The sequence below is a fragment of the Colwellia sp. Bg11-28 genome (genome assembly GCF_002836245.1).
GTDB classification, from domain to species: Bacteria; Pseudomonadota; Gammaproteobacteria; order Enterobacterales; family Alteromonadaceae; genus Colwellia; species Colwellia psychrerythraea_A.
Window position 1 is genome coordinate 1,173,252 of the sequence record NZ_PJBA01000018.1, and the last position, 18,874, is coordinate 1,192,125.

Sequence of the window (18,874 nt, forward strand, 5' to 3'; positions counted from 1 at the left end):
CGATACAAAACCTAATCCGAAGTATTGATTGTCTTTAAAAGCTAATGTCTCGAATGTGGCATTAGTGATCATACTGGAGCAAAACTCAAAGGTCAGCGGCCGTCACAAAACATAATTAATTTATTAAGTTTTCACATGCTGTGGCGCCAATCGTCATTTCGGACAAGGCTTCACCAATGGTTCGTGTTTTAAGCTCATTAACACTGCTCGACATTGGAAATATATTTAATAGGTCTGGTATTATTGCTATCTTCTTTTCAATGGTGCTAGAATTAAACTAATTCTTATCGCCTAGTTATTAAGTATTTAATATCTAGCTAATAGTACCTAACTCATAATCTAAGTGCTGCTTGTGCCTACTTTTATCAATAAAACAGTAATGGTTTTTTTGCTTTGTTTGATCTTTATTGGTCAATCTATGGCATCAATGACTATGTTTTATAGCATGACAGCTATGCAATTAAATATGCAGTCGATGACTGAAATGACCTCGATAAAAAGCTCGAATCATCAAAGTGAAAAGATGAACAACACTGCTCATGATATGAGTGCTATGTCTGATTGCGATGAAGAAGCAATGACGAACACAGTTTGTTCCACTATGTCGACACAAGAATGCTGTGAACAAGAATGTGACTGCTTATCAGGTGCCTGCTCAACAGTCTCGGCATTTTCAATAATTATCAATTACACCCCGGTATTCGCAACACCTAGTAAAATAAATTCACTCAATACTATCACCACAAGTCAAACTCTTACCTCCCTTTATAGACCACCAATTCTGAGCTAATCACAGTCTCATTGCGTCTACATTTTGCTGTATAAATTTTTATAGTTGATAACTCACAAAGTATCACTGATGCAAAAAATCGTCTCGTCATTACCGTAAAGTATTCCCTCAGGAGGGAGTCATGTTTTTATTTTCTTTTCCCGTTCAAGCTCGCGCAACTGTTGCCAGCATCATCACATTAAGTGTGTTATGTGCTATTAGCCCTACTCTTCAGGCTGCTGATAATAAAAAGGTTTGGTCATTTAATAGCACAGTAACAACCGCGCAAAAAAACGACCCTTGGCTCACGGGCAATAAACACCAGCAACAAGCCGTTGAGGCCATGAGCAATGCAGCTTCAAGTTTGCCAGATCCTAAAATGTCGGTCGCATTTGCAAACCTGCCTACCGATGGTTTTGATTTTTCTCAAGAGGGTATGACACAGCTAAAAGTGGGGATTACCCAGATGTTTCCTCGAGGTGATAGCCTGACAATAAAGAATCAGCAATTGCGTATTCAAAGTGAGGCTTATCCGTTTCAACGGAACGACAGAAAAGCCAAAGTTGCTGTTACCGTTGGCAGTTTATGGCTGGATGCTTATTACGTTCAACAAAGTAGTGCCCTGATAGAACAAAATCGCTCCTTGTTCGAGCAATTAGCGGATGTAGCTCAAGCCAGTTATTCTTCAACGTTAGGTAAAACACGCCAACAAGATATTGTTCGTGCCCAACTTGAGTTAACACAGCTAGATGATCGACTCGATAGGCTCGCACAGCAACAAAATTCTTACCTAGGCAGGTTATCACAATGGCTATCGACGGCATTTCTTAATGATCCTATGCAAGTAAATATTGCTGAGGTGGGTCAGCTACAGAATATGAAATTAGCTAAGCAATTACCCCAGTTAGATTTACTACATGAAGATTTAAATCACTCGGGCTCTGCTCGTTCAAATGCCGACAGGAATGGCCTTAGCAGTACTCGTTTGAACAATCACCCTTGGTTATCTGTTGAGGTGCTCACCGAACAATTCGTTAAACACCCTGCCGTTATTGCACTAGATAAAAAGATACTAGCGACAAAAACAGGCATAAATTTAGCAGAACAAGCCTACCAACCTGAGTGGGGTATTAACGCAAGTTATGGCTATCGTGATGATGATCCCTCAGGTAACAATAGAGCAGATTTATTCTCTGTTGGGGTGACTTTTGATCTGCCACTGTTTACTGATAATCGTCAAGATATGACAGTAAAATCAGCAGTTTCAGCAACAGAAGCAGTAAAAACAGAAAAAATATTATTACTGCGTCAGTTACTGGGTGCTTTCTCTAGTGCACAAGGGCGTTTATCACGTTTGAACAATCGTAAAACACTTTACCAAACCAGACTGTTGCCACAAATTCACGATCAAGCAGAAGCCTCATTAACGGCATATACCAATGATGATGGTGATTTTTCAGAAGTCGTACGATCACGCATCGCCGTACTTAATGCTGAAATAGAACAACTAAAAATTGCGGTTGAACAGCAAAAAATAATTTTAGAACTGAATTACCTTTTTGTCGGTAGTTTGGCTACGAACAATACATCGAAAAATCCGCAGCAAACTTTTGCTCAGCGTGAGGAAAAATAATGACTATCAATAAAAACAACAATGACTCAGTAGAACGCCCAGTAGTGAAAGTTAGACACATTACGTTAACAGGCATAATTTTAGGCTTAGTTTTCGGGGTAATAATCACCTTAGTTGTAACAACTTTTTTACCCTCAAAAACAGACATTAACGATAGCGATACCGAAGAAAATAAACCTTTGTATTGGGTAGCGCCAATGGATGCAAATTTTAGACGTGATCAACCTGGTCAATCCCCTATGGGTATGGATCTTATCCCTTATTACGGTAGTCAAAATAATACGATTGATGAAGGCGCTGGCACTATAAAAATATCGCCGAGTGTTATAAATAACTTAGGTGTGCGTACTACAACGGCGACTTATCGCCCACTCAAGACCACAATAGAAACCGTAGGTTATGTCACTTATGATGAAGACAAATTAGTGCATATTCACCCACGTATTTCCGGCTGGGTTGAGAAGCTCTACATCAACGCTATTGGTGATCCTGTAACCAAGGGGCAACCGCTTTATGACATATATTCACCTGAATTGGTTAATGCTCAAGAAGAATTACTGCTCGCATTGGATAGAAAAAATAAGCGTTTAATTTCAGCTGCTGAAAATCGTCTTATCGCCTTACAAATCCCTCGTAAAGCTATTAACGCCTTAAAAAAGGATAAAAAAGTACAGTTAAACGTTACTTTTTACGCACCACAAAATGGTGTAGTGGAGAGCTTATTTGTCAGACAAGGTTTCTACGTAAAACCAGAAACCATGATGTTATCTATAGTCGATTTAACTCAGGTATGGGTAAAAGCAGAAGTTTTCGAGCGCGATGTTTTTAAAGTAGTCATGGGCGATAGTGCTAGCATGCGTTTAGATTATTTACCCTCGAAACAATGGCTCGGTAAAGTTGAACACGTACACCCTATGTTAAATCCAAAAACAAGAACCGGTATTGTTAGGTTGCATTTTAATAACCAGAGCGGTGATTTAAGACCTAATATGTTCGCGCAAATTTCAATAGCGATCAATGACAACGAACCCGCTTTGCAAGTACCAAAAGAAGCCGTTATTCGCACGGGTAACCAAGACAGAGTTGTTTTGGCACTAGGCGATGGTTACTTTAAGTCGGTCGCGGTGAAAATTGGTCGTTTTGATCGTGATAATATCGAAATTATTTCGGGTCTTTCTGAAGGAGAGAAAGTAGTTAGTTCCGCTCAGTTTTTACTCGACTCAGAGTCTAGCAAAACGTCAGACTTTAAACGTATGCATATTGAAGAGTTTCAATCTGATGATTTTATGGACGAAAGTAATAATGACGTGTCTTCGGCAATGGTAAATGGCACCGTCACTTCCGTGATGACCGATCACCGCATGGTTACTATCGATCGTGAAGCGATTGAAAAATGGAACCGAGAGCCCGCTAGTGTTGATTTCATTGTGAGTGAATCCGTGGATATGGCACTATTTACTGTTGATGCTTATTTAATGTTTACCTTCGAAATTAGAGAGGGTGAATTCATTATTGTTAGCGCTATGGCGATGAAAAAAGGCATGTCAGGCAGCTCTTCACATGATATGGCTCAGGGAGAGAAACAATGATTGCTGCCATTATTCGTTGGTCAGTAGGTAATCGTTTCTTCGTCATCTTGGCCACTATGATTTTAGTGGGCGCAGGTTTATATGCAGTAAAAAATACGCCTATTGATGCATTACCTGATTTATCAGATGTGCAAGTTATTATCAAAACGAGTTATCCCGGACAAGCACCGCAAGTTGTTGAAGATCAGGTAACTTACCCACTTACCACCGCCATGTTGTCAGTACCTGGTGCAGTAACTGTTCGTGGTTTCTCTTTTTTTGGTGATTCTTATGTGTACATTATTTTTGAAGAAGATACCGATCTTTATTGGGCGCGTTCTCGTGTATTAGAATATTTAAGTCAGGTATCTCCTAATTTACCGAGTGATGCAAAACCGCAATTAGGCCCTGATGCGACAGGTGTTGGTTGGGTATACCTCTATTCGTTGATCGACAAAACCGGCCAACATGACTTAAGTCAATTACGTAGCTTACAAGATTGGTTTTTAAAATATGAACTGCAAACGGTAAAAGGTGTTTCAGAAGTTACTGCACTTGGCGGCATGGTTAAGCAATACCAAGTACAAGTTGATCCAGACAAGCTACGTGCTTTTGGTATTCCACTTTCTCTTATTCAAACAGCCATCAAACAAGGTAACCAAGAGATTGGCGCTTCTGTGGTAGAAATGGCCGAAGCTGAATACATGGTAAGAGCAACGGGTTATCTAAAAGGCGTTGAAGACCTTGAAAATATTCCCTTAGGTGTCAATGAAAACGGCACACCACTATTACTTAAAGATGTTGCCCAAATAGGCACGGGGCCACAAATGCGCCGTGGCATTGCCGAGCTAAATGGTGAAGGTGAAACCGTCGGCGGTATTGTGGTGATGCGCTTTGGCGAAAATGCTCAGCAGGTCATTAACGGCGTAAAAGTTAAACTAGAACAGTTGAAAAAAGGCTTACCTGAAGGGGTCGAAATTGTTCCCGTTTATGATAGATCGGCATTAATTGAGCGTGCTGTAAGTAACTTAGCGATGAAACTGTTAGAGGAGTTTGGTGTTGTCGCTTTAGTGTGTGTTATTTTTCTCTTTCATCTCCGCTCTTCTTTAGTGGTGATTATTAGCATTCCTGTCGGTATTTTAACGGCCTTTATCGTGATGCATGCGCAAGGTTTGAATGCCAACATCATGTCTCTTGGCGGTATCGCTATTGCCATTGGCGCTATGGTTGATGGTGCAATTGTAATGATTGAAAACATGCACAAACATATGGAGCGTGAACCCCAAGATAAACCCTTATCAAACGAAAAACGTTGGCAGGTTGTCGTTGATTCCGCCAGTGAAGTGGGCCCGGCATTATTCTTCAGCTTACTCATTATCACAGTCAGTTTTGTGCCAGTGTTTACCCTTGAAGCACAAGAAGGTCGAATGTTTTCGCCGCTTGCTTACACCAAAACCTATGCAATGGCAGCCGCTGCTGCGTTAGCGATTACCTTGGTACCAGTATTAATGGGGTACTTTATTCGCGGTAAAGTACTCGCTGAACATAAAAATCCGGTAAATAAATTCTTAACGGCATTATACCTACCTGCACTCAAAGCAGTATTACGCTTTCCAAAAACCACCCTATCTGCCGCTGTGGTTGTGTTTATCATTGGTTTATATCCGTTAGATAAAATAGGCAGTGAATTCATTCCTCCGCTTGATGAAGGTGACTTGATGTATATGCCAACCACTTATCCTGGTATATCTATCGGACAAGCAAGACAGTTACTGCAACAAACCGACAAGCTGATTAAAACGGTACCTGAAGTAAAAACCGTGTTTGGTAAAATGGGACGTGCAGAAACAGCAACAGATCCGGCACCGTTAACTATGATAGAAACCTTTATTCAATTTAAGCCTAAAAGTGAATGGCGCGAAGGCATGACTATCGCTAGTTTAAAAAAGGAACTTGATGCGTTAGTAAAACTACCCGGCGTCACTAATGCTTGGGTTATGCCAATAAAAACCCGTATAGATATGTTAGCTACAGGCATAAAAACACCTGTTGGTATTAAAATATCGGGACCAAAACTTGAAACGATTCAAGAAATTGGTCAACAGCTTGAAAGTATTTTGGCCAAAGTACCTGGTACCGCTTCAGTATATTCTGAGCGTGTTGCTGGCGGTCGCTATATCAAAGTTGATATTCAACGTGGTAAAGCGGCTCGTTATGGTTTAAATATTAGTGATATTCAGCAAGTAGTTGCCACTGCAATTGGTGGTATGAATGTTACCAATACCGTAGAAGGTTTAGAGCGTTATCCGGTTAGCTTACGTTATCCCCAAGATTACCGAGACTCACCAGAGCAGCTTTCTCAACTACCTATAGTTACGCCCAATGGTCAGCGAATCTCGTTAGGCGATGTTGCCCATGTATTTATTGAAGATGGACCGCCGGGCATAAAATCAGAGAATGCTCGATTAACCGGTTGGGCTTTCATTGACTTGGCTGATACCAAAGGCGTTGATGTTGGCAGTTACGTGACTCATGCACAAACAGTACTGGATAGGGAATTAAAACTTCCTACAGGTTATTCTATTACGTGGGCAGGTCAGTATGAATACATGCAGAGGGCGAAAGCTAAGCTGACGTATGTGGTGCCACTAACGTTGGCAATTATCATTGTATTACTGTATTTAAACTTTCGAAATGTCATTGAAGTTGCCATGATTTTAGGTACGTTACCGCTCGCTATGGTAGGCAGTATTTGGTTAATGTACTTACAAGGTTTCAACTTCTCTGTCGCTGTAGGCGTTGGTTTTATTGCCCTAGCTGGTGTTGCAGTAGAAATTGGCGTTATTATGCTAGTTTACTTAAATCAAGCGTATAATGCCTTATTGGCCGATAATGCCACAGCTGGAAAAATGACAACAAAAGCAGATATTTTACAGGCAGTACTTCATGGGGCAGGTTTAAGAGTCAGACCCATTATGATGACCGGAGGAACTGTTATTGTTGGTTTATTACCCATATTATATGGCACTGGTACTGGCTCAGAAGTAATGAGCCGAATTGCTGCACCTATGGTAGGTGGTATGGCAAGCGCTATGTTATTAACCTTACTCGTTTTACCTGCGCTCTATTATTTATGGCGTTCGGCTAATTTACCAACGACTGATGTTGTCGTTTAAGAAAAATAAGATGATGAAACACACTAAAAACCTTATATCATTTAGCCTTGCGTTCTTAATTATATGCGCAAGTATTCTTGCTAAGCCTGTCCAGGCAAGAGTTTTAGTGGTAGCTTCTGATGAATGGTGCCCTTATATCTGTGACGACACTCATCTTCCGGGGTTTTTAGTTGAGATAGTGACAGAGATCGCTGCCAGTAATGGCGTTAAAGTAAAGTTTTCTTTAACGCCATTAGCAAGAGCGTTAGACCTCACTAAAAAGGGAAAAATAGACATTCTGCTGGGTTTAACTTCACAGCATATTGGTGACTTTCAGCTCAAAAAAAGTCACCTAACTTTTGGTGGCTTATATAATGACTTTTATGTACGCGCTAGTGATCCATGGCGCTTTAAAAGTATTGCTGACTTAGAAGTTGCGCTAAAAAGTAATGCTATTTTAGGTACGATCAACGGTTATGAGTATGGCGACAGTATCGGTAGGTTATTGAAAGATAATACAGCACACATATTTTCAGCTAGTGGTAATTCCCCTTTGCAAAAACAATTGAAAATGTTGCACTTGGGACGATTGGACATTTTATTGGACTCAAGATTTACTGTGCAATATCAGCTATCTAAGTTGTTAAAAACATCAACTAGGGCCGAGCCCTCAATCGTTTATGCCGGTACTGAAGGAATTTTTACTCCGCTATTTTTAGGGTTTTCACCTTTACTGAGTAAAAAATACGTACAACTTTTCGATAATGGCTTAACTAGCCTTAGAGAAAATGGACGGTTAAACAAAATATTAGAAAAATATGGCGTAACAGATTGGCATCAGCAATCTGTTACCTTTCAAGATGAAGAATTATCACTATTATTGGAGGGGTAAAGCTTTCTTGCAAAGCTCCCCTGATTCCATATTACCCTAAACATCAATATGAAGACTATAAATGCACTTTTTCAAAATAATATTACTTGTTGGTTTAGCTCATTTTCTAGCGATATCTATCGCCTCTGCTAATTCAGAAATTACTCAAGCTCCATTAGATAAACACCAATGGAGCTATGACACTGACCCTTATGGTAGTGAAGCTATTATTAACGAAAAACTGATTAGGCATGGTGGTATTTGGATAAAGTTTAAGCGAGTGCCTCGCGTTGATGCCAAGCGTAATTCATGGGTTGAACTCATTCATCGATTACCTGCCACTTCTTTAGCCGGTAGCCAAAAAATACGTTTAACCTACCAATGTGATATTGCTCTCATTATTAAATTATCACAGCTAGAATACGGTAAACATGGCGATCAAAGTTATGCCCATTATCAAATAGAATTACCACCAACAAATCAGTGGTCAACTAAGGAAGTTGATTTGAAAGACTTCTCCCGACCAAAATGGACACCTGCCAGCTCAACAGATTATGGTTTATTACCTGAACATGTTGATGCAATTTATCTGACACCAAGCATGACAGATAAAGATGGTGGTGAAGCTATTTTGCAAGTTCGTGCGATTGAGTTAATACCTTAAATCATTACCTTAGGAAATTACCTTAAGTCATTACTTTAAGGAATAGCCTTAGGCCATCCATTCAAATACCACGTTTGAAATTCAACTATTTTTCACAAACATTCAATTTATCAATGTTTTAAATATTTACCCAAAGGCTATTTTTTTAATCCAACAATAGAATATTCGCCACCGACGGTGAGTTTAACGACGACCGGTTTATCTGATGTGTTTTTCCAATACCAACCATGAACACCAGTGAATGGCGTGGTAAAACTACCTTTCATTTCCGTCAACGTCGCAATTGCATAACTTTCATAATAACCTGTGGTATCGCCTTCGGGCTCGCCGTGTAAATCAAAGAAAAGTGCAGTGCCATCAGTTTGCCATTGATATTCCATTTTCTTAAACTGCGCCATAGCAAATTTATACTCAACACCACGTCCTGCAGGGACAATAACTTCAATAATATCGGTTTCTTGTTGATTTTCTGTATTGAGTTCATCACTTTGGTTGCTGCTGATTGTCGCAGAGCCCACTGGATTTGCTAAAGCTGTTAAACCAAGTTTTGCGCCAATACCTGTTGGGTCTATATTGTATTCTGCTGGTAAGATAAAACTAATAAGTACTAAACCAGCAATCACCAGCGCGATAATAGTTGATTTGAATAAAGCCTTATTTGATAACGTATGTTGCATATATACCCGTTCTACTTGAAGGTGCATGATTCAGCTGGAATTAGAAACGCCTTTAGGGAAGGCTGAGTAAACTATACTCTACGTTACATTTCTTTTTAAGGGAATAACCCTTAATAAAAAAATGCGCCTTAATTATAAATCGCTCAGACTTCCTGAAACGAGCATCTTCAAGTGGAGCGGGTACAAGTCTCTTAAATATCGAATTGAGTAAGTGAGTGTTTTGCTAACCTAATAATATTGATAACTTAGTAACCTTGATAACTCAGTTAACTCGTAAAATAGCCAGTTAACTGAAAGCCTATCAGCATAAAACCAGCGCTCATTAATAGGGTATTACTTGCCGTTGAAAATTGGGCAAACGAATGATGTTTTCGCCAAAAACTAATGATCAGTAATATAAATGTTAGCGCGGCAAACTGCCCCAACTCCACCCCTATATTAAAAGCAATCAAGTTCTCCCATAAACCCTCTTTGGCTAGTTGAAATTCTTGTAATTTTGTCGCTAAACCAAAACCATGAAATAAGCCAAAAATTAGCACTGCCATTTTAGCATTTGGGCTAAAGCCTAAGATACGCTCAAAACCACCTAAGTTATCAAAGCCTTTATAAACAACAGACAAACCGATAATAGCGTCAATGATATAAGCATTAACTTGCACATCACCCAGCACACCAAAGAGTAAAGTTAAGCTATGTCCCAAGGTAAACATACTGACATACAATAAAATGTCTTTGCTCTTATATAGAAAAAAGATTACGCCAGCTAAAAACAGCAAATGATCGTACCCGGTCACCATATGTTTAGCGCCAATATACATAAAAGGGAAGAATTGAACCCCAGTATTGTTTTGTAAAAAAAGACGGGTACTTTCATCGACGCCATGCGCCATAGCATTGAAAGAAAATAAACCCACCATGCTCAATACCATGGTAATTAAGGCTAGGCGACTACTTCGAGGAAACATTAATTACTCCGCTGATTTCAGCCTAAATTGAGTGATAAGAATGGGTGTTAAAATGAATTGCATTAAAACTGAGTACATAATGCCAGTTAAATAGAGCCTGACAAGTGCTGCCGCTAATATTTTTAAATTCAACTCATTGCTTACAAGGCATCGACAACGCAATATTCAACTCATGTTAATTTCACATGGTGAAATTTTTATCAAAATCGCATAGTGATAAACACAGCCTTGGATAATTAAATACTGCTCTTGAGATCCTTCAGCAAAGCACTGTTTTGCCACATGTTCATAGTTAAATGAGAGTCATTTACTACGTCTATTTAAAGAGAATTAAGTACACATTAGTGTCCTCGTACAACGACTGCAGTAACAAATAAATCAAAGCTGACACTTGTGTCAACTATTGATTCTGCTATAGTGAATCAATACGAATATTCAACTCGACACTAAAAATCAAAATTAAAGCGGAAAGAATAATGGTAGCAAATACAATAAAATTCCTGTTAAACAACGAGCTAGTAAAGATTGAGAACTTAGATCCTAATACGACTGTTTTACAATACTTACGTGAAGAGCGATTTAAATCTGGCACAAAAGAAGGCTGTGCTTCAGGTGATTGCGGGGCTTGTACCGTAGTACTCGCTGAACTAGATCCTAAAAAGACTGGTCAACTAATTTATAAATCAATTAACTCCTGTATTACCTTTGTTGGTAATTTACATGGCAAGCAATTGATTACTGTTGAAGACTTGAAGGAAGGCGCTCAGTTACATCACGCCCAGCAAACAATTGTTGATAACCACGGTTCACAATGTGGATTCTGTACCCCTGGATTTGTTATGTCGTCTTTTGCTTTGCATAAGCAAAACAACACACCAAATCGTGCTGAGGTATTAGAAGCATTAGCCGGTAACTTGTGTCGTTGTACTGGTTACCGCTCAATTATCGAAGCGGCCATCACGTCTAGCGAAAGTGCGGCAGAAGATTCATTTGCTAAGCACTATCAAGCAACCGTTACTGCGCTAACAGCATTAAAAAAATTATCAGCGCCTGCATTAACAGGTAATAGCCATAACTATATTGCGCCAAAAAATATCGATGAGTTGGCGACTGAGTTAACCAATGAGCCTAAATCCACGTTAGTGGCTGGTGGCACCGATTTAGCCCTTTCTGTTACACAGAATTTAGCAACCATTGATAAGCTTGTTTATGTCGGTAATGTTGCAGAATTAACGACTATCGAAGAAACAGAAACTGAGATTATTATTGGCTCTGCACTACCTTACAGTGAATTTATCGATACCTTGCATCATTACTACCCTGATTTAGGGGAAATGATCGAACGTATCGGTTCTAAGCAAGTACGTAATACCGGTACTTTAGGCGGCAACGTTGGTAATGCCTCACCTATTGGTGATATGCCACCAGCGTTAATCGCTTTAGGTGCAACCATGACACTGCATGTTCAAGGTCAAGAACGTACCATCTTAGTTGAAGACTATTTTGTCGACTATAAGAAAACTGTGCTTAAGCCATCTGAATTTATTAAATCAATTCAAATCCCTAAACCTACCGCGGGGCAAACGTTAAAACTTTACAAAATTTCTAAGCGTATTGATGACGATATCTCAGCGGTATTAGCGGCCTTTTTTATTGAAAGGAAAGTCGAGCAAAAAGATGGGCAGCAGGTTCAAGAAATTACTAATGTCCGTTTAGCTTTTGGTGGCATGGCTGCTATTCCTAAACGTGCACCTGCGACTGAAGCCATATTGTTAGGCAATAGCTTAACAAAAGCGTTAGTAGCGCAAGCAAAAGAAGCGTTAACGACCGATTTCCAACCAATGTCAGATGTTCGTGCTTCTGATAAGTACCGGATGACCGTAGCTCAAAACCTGATTGAAAAATGTTATTTAGAGTTGCAGAGCGCCAATGCAAGAGAAGTTATAGAAACACGAGTGGTAAATTATGCGTAGTCTTATTGATGTAAAGAAAGCCGTTACTAATAAAGTACAAACAAACACAGACAAAAGTGTTGTTAACGGACAAAAAAATGTTGGTTTAGGTGGCGTAGGTCGTTCTAAAAAACATGAAAGTGCTGACAAGCAAGTGGCTGGCGAAGCCATTTATGTTGATGATCGCCCATCACTGCGTGGTGAGTTACATGCTGCGGTAGGTCAATCTACCATGGCACATGCCAACATCATCTCAATGGACTTATCTGCCGTTAAAGCTGCTGAAGGTGTTATCTCAGTCATTACGGTTGAAGATGTGCCTGGACATACCGATATTGGTCCAGTATTCCCTGGCGACCCAGTACTAGCCATTGGTAAAGTTGAATTTATTGGTCAGCCCATCTTTGCTGTAGCGGCAACAAGTTTCGATCTTGCTCGTAAAGCGGTTAAATTAGCAAAAATTGAGTATCAAGAGCTTGAAGCCGTGCTTACGGTAAAAGACGCGTTAGCGAAGCAAAACTTTGTTCGCCCGCCATTTACCATGAAACGTGGTGATTCTGACTCGGCTATTACAGCGGCAGATCATCAATTATCCGGTGAAATCCTCGTTGGTGGTCAAGAACATATGTATCTTGAAGGGCAAGTATCAACAGCTGAACCGACCGAAGATGGTGGTATGAATATTTTCACCTCTTCACAACATCCTAGTGAAGTACAAAAGTTAGTAGCTGAAGTTTTAGACATTCCACTAAACAAAGTATTAGTTGATATGCGCCGCATGGGTGGTGGTTTTGGTGGTAAAGAAACACAAGCAGCACCTTGGGCATGTATCGCAGCCTTATTGGCAAATGTGACTAAACGCCCAGTTAAGTTTAAGCTAGCGCGTATGGACGATATGGTGATGACAGGTAAACGTCATCCCTTTGAAAATAATTACACCGTTGGTTTTGACAAAGATGGTCAAATCAAAGGTATTAACATCGAAGTTAATGGTAACTGTGGTTACTCCCCCGATTTATCTGATGCCATTGTTGATAGAGCAATGTTCCACTCAGATAACGCTTACTACTTAGATCAAGCAACCGTTACCGGTAATCGTTGTAAACTAAACACTGTATCTCATACCGCTTACCGTGGTTTTGGTGGTCCGCAAGGTATGATGACCATAGAGATGGTTATGGATGATATTGCGCGTCATTTAGGTAAAGACCCGTTAGACATTCGTAAAGTAAACTTATATGGCACTGATGACCGTAACGAAACCCACTACCATCAAAAAGTTGAGCATAATAACTTAAGCGAAGTTATTGAGTCATTAGAAGAAAGTTCTGATTACCAAGCACGTCGTAAAGCCATTACTGAATTTAACGCTACCAGCCCTATTTTGAAGAAAGGCATTGCCTTAACACCCGTTAAATTTGGTATTTCATTCACGGTACAGCATTTGAACCAAGCTGGCGCACTTGTTCATGTTTACACTGACGGTACCATTCACTTAAGCCATGGCGGCAGTGAAATGGGCCAAGGTTTGAATACTAAAGTAGCGCAAATTGTTGCTGAAGAATTCCAAGTTGATGTAGATACTGTTGCCTGTTCTTCAGCACGTACCGATAAAGTGCCTAACTCATCCCCAACAGCAGCCTCATCAGGTACTGACTTAAATGGTAAAGCAGCAGAAGCTGCGGCTAAAACCATTAAACAACGTCTCATTGACTTTGCTTGTGAAAAATATCAGGTTGAAGCAGAACAAGTACAATTTGAAAACAACAATGTCATTGTCGGTGAGCAAACGTTCTCTTTCGCTGAATTCTCACAAATAGCTTACATGGGCCGAGTATCTTTATCTTCTACTGGCTTCTATAAGACCCCCAAAATTCATTTTGACCGTGCTACAGGTAAAGGTCGTCCGTTCTTCTACTATGCAACGGGTGCCGCTGTATCAGAAGTTATCATTGATACCTTAACGGGTGAATACAAAACCTTACGTACCGATATTTTACAAGATGTTGGTCACTCAATTAACCCAGCAATTGATATTGGTCAAATTGAAGGCGCTTTTGTTCAAGGTATGGGCTGGTTAACGACTGAAGAGTTAGTATGGAATGAACAAGGTCGTTTACTTTCAAACAATCCAGCAACTTACAAAATCCCAGCAATTAACGATGCACCTAAAGATTTCCGTGTTGCCTTAGTGCCTGATGCATCAAACCGTGAGCACACCATTTACAACTCTAAAGCAGTTGGTGAACCACCATTTATGTTAGGTATGGCCGTTTGGTCTGCACTTAAAGATGCTATCGCCAGTGTTAATGATTACAAAACTAATCCGAAACTAGATACGCCAGCAACACCAGAGCGAGTATTGTTTGCAGTTGAAGCCGTTAAAGCAGCGACGGCGAAGTAATTCGCCCTTTCATCTGAATTAAGTCGGAATAAATAGGAATATCATCATGAAAATGAATTGGACCGGTGCAGCACACCAATTGAACAAACAAGGCAAAGCCTATGTTATCGCGACAATTGTTGGGGTAACTGGTTCAACTCCGCGTAATAGTGGTACCAAAATGGTGATAACCCATGATGATATTTTTGACACCATAGGTGGCGGTCACCTTGAACATAAAGTGATTAAACATGCACACCAGCTGTTAATGGCTGAAGATGATTGCCAACAGCTAGAGCATTTTCAGTTAGGTGCACAACTTGGTCAATGTTGTGGTGGTAATGCCAGCGTATTGTTTGAAAGTTTTAGCGCCAGTGGTGTCAATATCATGCTGTTTGGCGCAGGTCATGTGGGTAAAGCACTAATGCCTATTCTTGCTGGTTTACCTTGCAGTATTACTTGGGTTGATAGCCGTGCGGATCAATTCCCCGATGATGCAGGAAATTATCATAATGTCACCACATTAGTCAGTGAAAACCCGGCTGAAGAAGTTGCTCTCATGCCAGCGAATAGTTATTACATTGTCATGACGCATAACCATCAACTGGATTTTGAGATCAGTCACAATACTTTAAAACGCGCTGATTTTGCTTATTTAGGTTTAATTGCCTCTGATACCAAATGGCGTCGTTTTCAACAACGATTCCAGCATCGTGATATTACTAAAAGTTTAGTAGAAAAGATGAACTGCCCCATTGGATTACCGCAGGTACAAGGTAAGTTGCCGATGGAAGTAGCAGTGTCAGTTGCTGGTGAAATTATTCAGCTGTATCAAGCTGAGCTAGCGTCACAAGCATTAGCTAATCCCAGTGCCAACAAACAAAAAGATGCCAAACCACAAAGCACTAAACAAGGTATAGCTTGGCAAGAGCTAAAAAGTTTAATGACGGAAGAAGTCAGTTAGTCAGTTCGTGCAATGAGTATAAGTATTCTCAACGTTCACGTTTATCAAATTTTAAGGAGAAGCAAGGTGTCTCATTTTGCCCTGCAAAGTAAAAAAGTTATTGTTCATGCTGGTGATCAGAGCGAAATGATCGCTGCCTGCATCGAAATAAAAGGTCAACTAATCCATAACATTCACCCTTATGGACAAGCCCTTGATTGTCCAATAACCGATTTAGGTGAACAGGTACTTATGCCAGGTTTGGTTGACTCTCATGTTCATATTAATGAGCCAGGTCGCACCGAATGGGAAGGTTTTAATACCGCAACTCAAGCAGCAGCGGCAGGTGGTATCACTACCTTAGTTGATATGCCACTGAACTGTATTCCAGTTACAACAACCAAAGCTGCTTTTGAAGAAAAACTAGCGTCAGTACATGACAAACTTTGGGTAGATTGTGGCTTTTGGGGTGGCGTTATCCCTGACAATATTGATGAACTTGACGATTTACTAACTGCAGGTGTTTTAGGCGTTAAATCCTTCTTAATCGACTCAGGCATTGAAGAATTCCCTAATGTTGCTGCAAAAGACATTCGTGCTGCTATGCCTATTTTAGCGAAACACGACGTGCCATATTTGATTCATGCAGAACTAGATTGCGGCAGTTTTGACGACGTTAAAATTACGGATAAATACAATAGTTTTTTAGAATCACGGCCTAAAAGCTGGGAAAACAATGCTATCTCGTTAATGGTAGACATGGCGCGTGAATCTAAAGCAGCCGGTGATAACTGTAAAATTCACATTGTGCATTTATCAAGTGATGAAGCGCTCGATACCATTGCAAAAGCAAAAGCTGAAGGCTTGCGTTTTACCGCAGAAACCTGTCCACATTATTTAACTATTGCCTCAGAAAACATTCCTGATGGCAAAACGTTATTTAAATGTTGTCCACCTATTCGCGAAAACAAAAACAGAGAGCAGTTATGGCAAGCAGTAACTGATGGTCGCATTAGTTTTATCGTCTCAGATCACTCACCGTGTACACCGCAATTAAAACACATAGATACCGGTGATATTGAAAAAGCATGGGGCGGTATTTCAGCACTGCAATTTGGTTTGCCGCTTATTTGGACCGAAGCAAAAAACCGTGATTTCACTCTGGTTGATTTAGCCCGCTTGATGTCACATGAAACCGCCAAGTTTGCTGGTTTAGACAAAATAAAGGGCCAAATATCTGTTGGACATCATGCCGATCTCATGGTTTTTGATGACACAGCCAGTTTTATCATCAGCACTGACATGATCAAACATAAACATAAAATCACCCCTTATGTGGGGCGCAAAGTTGATGGCCAAATAATGCAAACATTTGTTCGTGGTCAGCAAGTTTACTGTAATGACCAATTTATCAGTTCGCCTATTGGCAGACCGTTACTTAAAGGCCAGCTGTAAGTTAGCTGTCTTCTATTTAACAAATGAAATGAATTAAAAATTAACAATAAGAACTAAAACAAACTAACACTCACGCAACCTAGCGGAGCCTTTGAAAGGTTTGGCTAACAAAGCGTTAACAGGAGATGAAGTAATGATTGAAGATTGGTTAGCACAAAACAAATTATCTACCGAAGATGCAGCATTAGAACAAAAATTAAAGACTCATTATGTCGATTTAGCTAGCGAACGCGTTGGCGGTGAAACACTGTCATGTAGTGATGATTTCTTTGCTGAAATGGAAAATTTATTAAAACCCGGTCGTGGTATTTTTATCGAAGAGAAATTTACTGAACGCGGTAAATGGATGGACGGTTGGGAATCACGTAGAAGTTATGGTCGTAACAATGGTCGTGATTCAGATTGGTGTATTATTCGTTTAGGTATCAGTGGTGTTATCCGTGCTTTTGATATCGACACCAATTACTTCCGTGGCAATGCTCCAGAGAAAGTATCGGTTGAAGCTTGTGTAAGTGAAGTTCAACCAAACAAAGATACCGTTTGGCATACTATTTTTGAAGCCACCGATGTTGAAGCACACAGCCAAAACCTTTTTGTCCTCGACGCTGAAAAAAAGCTAAATAACACAGCTTTTACCCATGTGCGTTTAACCATGTTCCCTGATGGTGGTATTGCGCGTTTTCGTGTGTACGGTGAAGCCGCCGTTAATTGGAATGATTTTGTTGACGGTGAACTGATCGATTTAGCGTCAATTAGAAATGGCGCTAAAGCATTGTTAGTTAGCGACATGTTTTTCAGCGATAAAAACAATCTCATTATGCCAGGTCGTGGTGTGAACATGGGTGACGGTTGGGAAACTAAACGTCGTCGTGATCCAGGTCCAGATTGGTCAATTGTAAAACTTGCCGCTACCGGTAGTGTTAATAAAGTCATCATAGATACGTGTCATTTCAAGGGTAATTTCCCTGACACCTTTATGCTTGAAGGCTGTATTAGCGATAGTGATGATTTTTCTGATAGCGCAACAAGCGTAACTTGGACTCCAATTATCCCAAGTACTAAATTGTATGCTCATCGTGAACATTTGTTCACTAAAGAAATAATCACTGAAAAAGATCAACCTTTTACTCATGTACGTTTAAGCATCTTTCCTGATGGTGGTATTTCTCGCATGCGTGTTTTTGGTAACCGCCAAGGTTAGTTAGCACTTTTTTCGTCAGGTTAACGGCACTGTTATTCAGTGCGGTTAACCAAAACGATTAATAATCAATCGCTATTTTAAGCTTTTACTAATAGGCAGTAGTGATTAAAGGAAACTAAAATGATATTAGAAGATTTAAACCAATTACCTGCAGCGGAGGCTAGCCATACATTTATGCAGTGTTGCACCGCAAATGCTTGGGTAAAAAAAATGGTTGCAGCGCGTCCATTTTCTTCTGCGCTAGCAATAAAAAAAGCCGCTGATGATGCGTGGCAAGGTTTAACTGAACAAGATTATTTTGAAGCCTTTGAAGGTCATCCAAAAATTGGTGATGTCAGTAGTTTACGTGCTAAGTATGCTAATACCAAAGAATTGGCAGGTAACGAGCAAGGTTTAGTTAAAGAAGCAAATGACGATGTGCTTGAAGTACTTTCTCAAGGTAACAGCGACTATGAAAAAAAGTTTGGCTTTATTTTTATTGTTTGTGCAACCGGAAAAAGTGCTAAACAAATGTCTGATTTATTACAGGCACGTCTACCAAATAATAAAACGCAAGAGCTTGTTAATGCCGCTGAAGAGCAACGTAAAATATTTCAACTACGCATTGATAAAGCATTAGCTGAAGGCTAGTCCTAAAT

The 18,874-nt window shown here is 40.0% G+C and carries 14 protein-coding genes; 12 read left to right on the plus strand and 2 right to left on the minus strand.

The annotated features are described in order from the left end of the window. Positions 1-352 precede the first annotated feature (352 nt). From CXF79_RS22265 to CXF79_RS22290, 6 genes are all read left to right on the plus strand, one after another. Positions 353-790: a hypothetical protein gene (locus CXF79_RS22265; protein ID WP_101157964.1), complete on the plus strand. Its 438-nt coding sequence runs from the start codon at positions 353-355 to the stop codon at positions 788-790. A 121-nt stretch (positions 791-911) separates the two neighbouring features. Next, positions 912-2,402 (plus strand): TolC family protein, encoded by a 1,491-nt coding sequence (locus CXF79_RS22270; RefSeq protein ID WP_101157966.1) that lies wholly within the window; start codon positions 912-914, stop codon positions 2,400-2,402. Then, entirely contained in the window at positions 2,402-3,991 is a 1,590-nt protein-coding gene (locus tag CXF79_RS22275; protein WP_101157968.1) for an efflux RND transporter periplasmic adaptor subunit, read from the plus strand. The genes CXF79_RS22270 and CXF79_RS22275 overlap by 1 nt, the downstream gene beginning before the upstream one ends. Beyond that, positions 3,988-7,146: an efflux RND transporter permease subunit gene (locus CXF79_RS22280; RefSeq protein WP_101157970.1), complete on the plus strand. Its 3,159-nt coding sequence runs from the start codon at positions 3,988-3,990 to the stop codon at positions 7,144-7,146. Before CXF79_RS22275 ends, CXF79_RS22280 begins: the two co-directional genes overlap by 4 nt. Positions 7,147-7,156: 10 nt before the next feature. Beyond that, positions 7,157-8,017: a substrate-binding periplasmic protein gene (locus CXF79_RS22285; RefSeq protein ID WP_101157972.1), complete on the plus strand. Its 861-nt coding sequence runs from the start codon at positions 7,157-7,159 to the stop codon at positions 8,015-8,017. A gap of 61 nt (positions 8,018-8,078) precedes the next feature. Further along, on the plus strand, positions 8,079-8,660 hold the full coding sequence (locus CXF79_RS22290) for a hypothetical protein (RefSeq protein ID WP_101157974.1): 582 nt from the start codon (positions 8,079-8,081) through the stop codon (positions 8,658-8,660). A 137-nt stretch (positions 8,661-8,797) separates the two neighbouring features. Here CXF79_RS22290 and CXF79_RS22295 read toward each other — a convergent pair whose 3' ends face one another. Together CXF79_RS22295 and CXF79_RS22300 are read right to left on the minus strand one after the other, a co-directional pair. Further along, positions 8,798-9,337, minus strand: a complete 540-nt coding sequence (locus tag CXF79_RS22295) for a hypothetical protein (RefSeq protein ID WP_101157976.1) — start codon at positions 9,335-9,337, stop codon at positions 8,798-8,800. Between the two features lie 266 nt (positions 9,338-9,603). After that, positions 9,604-10,266: a HupE/UreJ family protein gene (locus CXF79_RS22300; protein WP_442871907.1), complete on the minus strand. Its 663-nt coding sequence runs from the start codon at positions 10,264-10,266 to the stop codon at positions 9,604-9,606. Positions 10,267-10,778: 512 nt separating this feature from the next. On the opposite strand from CXF79_RS22300, the gene xdhA reads away from it, so the two are divergent. The 6 genes from xdhA (at position 10,779) to uraD (ending at position 18,866) form a co-directional block, all read left to right on the plus strand. Continuing rightward, on the plus strand, positions 10,779-12,275 hold the full coding sequence (xdhA, locus tag CXF79_RS22305) for a xanthine dehydrogenase small subunit (protein ID WP_101157980.1): 1,497 nt from the start codon (positions 10,779-10,781) through the stop codon (positions 12,273-12,275). Then, complete coding sequence (gene xdhB / locus CXF79_RS22310; RefSeq protein ID WP_101157982.1) at positions 12,268-14,658, plus strand: xanthine dehydrogenase molybdopterin binding subunit; 2,391 nt, start codon at positions 12,268-12,270, stop codon at positions 14,656-14,658. The genes xdhA and xdhB overlap by 8 nt, the downstream gene beginning before the upstream one ends. A gap of 46 nt (positions 14,659-14,704) precedes the next feature. Further along, complete coding sequence (gene xdhC, locus CXF79_RS22315) at positions 14,705-15,601, plus strand: xanthine dehydrogenase accessory protein XdhC (RefSeq protein WP_101157984.1); 897 nt, start codon at positions 14,705-14,707, stop codon at positions 15,599-15,601. A 66-nt stretch (positions 15,602-15,667) separates the two neighbouring features. Next, positions 15,668-17,035, plus strand: a complete 1,368-nt coding sequence (gene allB, locus CXF79_RS22320) for an allantoinase AllB (RefSeq protein WP_041737182.1) — start codon at positions 15,668-15,670, stop codon at positions 17,033-17,035. 91 nt (positions 17,036-17,126) lie between these two features. Then, on the plus strand, positions 17,127-18,236 hold the full coding sequence (alc, locus tag CXF79_RS22325) for an allantoicase (protein WP_232769288.1): 1,110 nt from the start codon (positions 17,127-17,129) through the stop codon (positions 18,234-18,236). 120 nt (positions 18,237-18,356) lie between these two features. After that, complete coding sequence (gene uraD / locus CXF79_RS22330) at positions 18,357-18,866, plus strand: 2-oxo-4-hydroxy-4-carboxy-5-ureidoimidazoline decarboxylase (RefSeq protein WP_101157988.1); 510 nt, start codon at positions 18,357-18,359, stop codon at positions 18,864-18,866. Positions 18,867-18,874: the final 8 nt, after the last annotated feature.

Bases quoted from the DNA above. Each gene is read 5' to 3' on its own strand.
- CXF79_RS22270 (WP_101157966.1), top strand. From the start codon at position 912: ATGTTTTTATTTTCTTTTCCCGTTCAAGCTCGCGCAACTGTTGCCAGC.
- CXF79_RS22275 (WP_101157968.1), top strand. From the start codon at position 2,402: ATGACTATCAATAAAAACAACAATGACTCAGTAGAACGCCCAGTAGTG.
- CXF79_RS22280 (WP_101157970.1), top strand. From the start codon at position 3,988: ATGATTGCTGCCATTATTCGTTGGTCAGTAGGTAATCGTTTCTTCGTC.
- CXF79_RS22285 (WP_101157972.1), top strand. From the start codon at position 7,157: ATGATGAAACACACTAAAAACCTTATATCATTTAGCCTTGCGTTCTTA.
- CXF79_RS22290 (WP_101157974.1), top strand. From the start codon at position 8,079: ATGCACTTTTTCAAAATAATATTACTTGTTGGTTTAGCTCATTTTCTA.
- CXF79_RS22295 (WP_101157976.1), bottom strand. From the start codon at position 9,337: ATGCAACATACGTTATCAAATAAGGCTTTATTCAAATCAACTATTATC.
- CXF79_RS22300 (WP_442871907.1), bottom strand. From the start codon at position 10,266: ATGGTATTGAGCATGGTGGGTTTATTTTCTTTCAATGCTATGGCGCAT.
- xdhA (WP_101157980.1), top strand. From the start codon at position 10,779: ATGGTAGCAAATACAATAAAATTCCTGTTAAACAACGAGCTAGTAAAG.
- xdhB (WP_101157982.1), top strand. From the start codon at position 12,268: ATGCGTAGTCTTATTGATGTAAAGAAAGCCGTTACTAATAAAGTACAA.
- xdhC (WP_101157984.1), top strand. From the start codon at position 14,705: ATGAAAATGAATTGGACCGGTGCAGCACACCAATTGAACAAACAAGGC.
- uraD (WP_101157988.1), top strand. From the start codon at position 18,357: ATGATATTAGAAGATTTAAACCAATTACCTGCAGCGGAGGCTAGCCAT.